General features: G+C 47.0%; 2 protein-coding genes. One reads left to right on the top strand and one right to left on the bottom strand.

Annotated features, from left to right (window positions below; genetic code table 11):
* Positions 1 to 185: 50S ribosomal protein L19 (locus ACTHUM_RS12615; protein ID WP_440402825.1), on the top strand; the 185-nt coding region annotated here is incomplete at its 5' end.
* Between the two features lie 207 nt (positions 186 to 392).
* Here the strand turns inward: ACTHUM_RS12615 and ACTHUM_RS12610 are convergent.
* Positions 393 to 1802 (bottom strand): PepSY-associated TM helix domain-containing protein, encoded by a 1410-nt coding sequence (locus tag ACTHUM_RS12610; protein ID WP_440403017.1) that lies wholly within the window; start codon positions 1800 to 1802, stop codon positions 393 to 395.
* Positions 1803 to 1914: the final 112 nt, after the last annotated feature.

The raw sequence follows: 1914 nt of genomic DNA, 5'->3' as shown, positions 1-1914 counted from the left end.
TCATCGTTCGCAAAATCTCTAGCGGCGAAGGTGTAGAACGTACTTTCCAACTGTACTCTCCTACCGTAGAAAAAATCGAAGTTAAACGCCGTGGTGACGTACGTCGCGCCAAACTGTACTACTTGCGTGGCCTGACCGGTAAAGCGGCCCGCATTAAAGAAAAATTGCCTGCTCGCAAAGGTTAATCGCTTTCTTCAAAAACCCACTTCAATGAAGTGGGTTTTTTGTTTTTATACAAGATCTCCTCGTCTTTCTTACACAATCCTGTAAGCCAATCACAATTCCCATCTCACGCATAAACTTAAACAGAATCATAACCCCCTACTTTTGACCTCTATAAAAAAGGCCGTCTGAAACAAAAGATTCAGACGGCCTTGAATTACATCGGGCGGTTATTTAAACCATCCTGCTAATGCTGGAATACGTGATAATAACAGTGTATCCAAAATCCAAATAACAGCGATTGCGGCAATAGCCGTCGGGAAAATCACAGCCAAAATAAGAAGTGGCACAGCCATTGCCCACCATACCGGCAATTTGATTTTCTGTGCAGGAGGAACCAAACCACGTGCTTCCGAAGGACGGCGCTTCCACCACATCACACAGCCGCTGACACAGATAAAGATAATCGCCAGACAGAACAAGACATTTGCCAATACGCTCCACCAGCCCAGTGTACCCATATGCAAAGCAATACTTGCTGCCATGAATTTACCAAACCAGTTGTAATCATCGAAATGAATATCAGCCAGGACTTTGCCGCTGTATTGATCGATGTGTACCGTACGATCCGCAGTCGGACTAATCATATCGTAGCTCATTGAGTCTTGCGACAGCGTCCATACGCCGGTTTCGCCTTTAGGTAGGTTCAACTGATAGCGGCCTTTGAAGCCAATTTCGCGCGCAAAGCGGTCAACCGTTTCCAACGTCATCGGTTCACTTGGATTAATGCCGTTTTCGCCCAGTGTCGTACCGGAAACCGGCATAGGCGTCAGCTCTAAAATCCACGGCACTTCTTTGGATTTGCCATCATTCAACACATCGCCATGGGTTGGCACGGAAGATACCGGATTAGGCTCCACACCCCATTTGCCGGCTGGGAATTGGCTCCATGCCTGCACAGCCTTACCACCCCAAATACCTGCCCAAGCAATACCAGACAAACAGAACAGCAGCAAAATCAAAGAAACCCAAGAGCCAACCGCACCGTGCAGGTTGCGCCACCAAGAACGGCCTTTGCCTGCTTTAGGTAAAAGGACGGCCTTCAGACTACGCTGTTTTACCCACCACAAATAAATACCGGTCACAATCATGATGATGGTTAGCGATGCAGCAGTTTCCAACAGGTAGTCACCAGTCGCACCCATCATCATATCGCCATGGATTTCGTCCATCGTGTGATACCAGCCTTGACCGCGCGGTATCGTATTCACGACTTTTGCCGTATAAGGATCAACGGCAACCATAGTGGCTTTATCGTCGTTGTTCACACGAAATACGGCCACCATATCATCTGCGCGCGGCGCAATATATTGCACCACAGAAGCAGTTTCCGGATTCACAAACTGTCTGGCGGCTTCAGCTTGAGCCGACAAAGGCTGCACCACTGCTTGCGGCGTAACATGTATCCGCTCGCCTTCTTTACCGGTGATATTGGCAAATAGCAGCATTCCCAACCCTGTAACAGCCAGCAGAGTTAAAAACGGCGCGACCAAAAGTCCGGCATAAAAATGCCATCGCCAAACAGTCAAATAACGGCGGTTAGCCTGTTGTTCATTTTGGGAAGTTGGTTTTGTTTCCATATATTCTCTTTATATAATTAAAGCAGACTAATCCTTAAGGATTATTAGCAAGCATTCTAATCAAAACCATTCATTTACGAAACCGTTTTTCAAGCGTAGCTTTGAAATACTT

Source organism: Neisseria sp. P0021.S006 (assembly GCF_051956895.1).
The sequence above is the reverse complement of the archived record's forward strand: the minus strand, read 5'-3'. Positions and strand labels throughout refer to the sequence as shown.

What these genes read in the sequence shown, in the direction of transcription:
- ACTHUM_RS12610 (WP_440403017.1), bottom strand. Translation starts at nt 1,802, where the DNA reads ATGGAAACAAAACCAACTTCCCAAAATGAACAACAGGCTAACCGCCGT.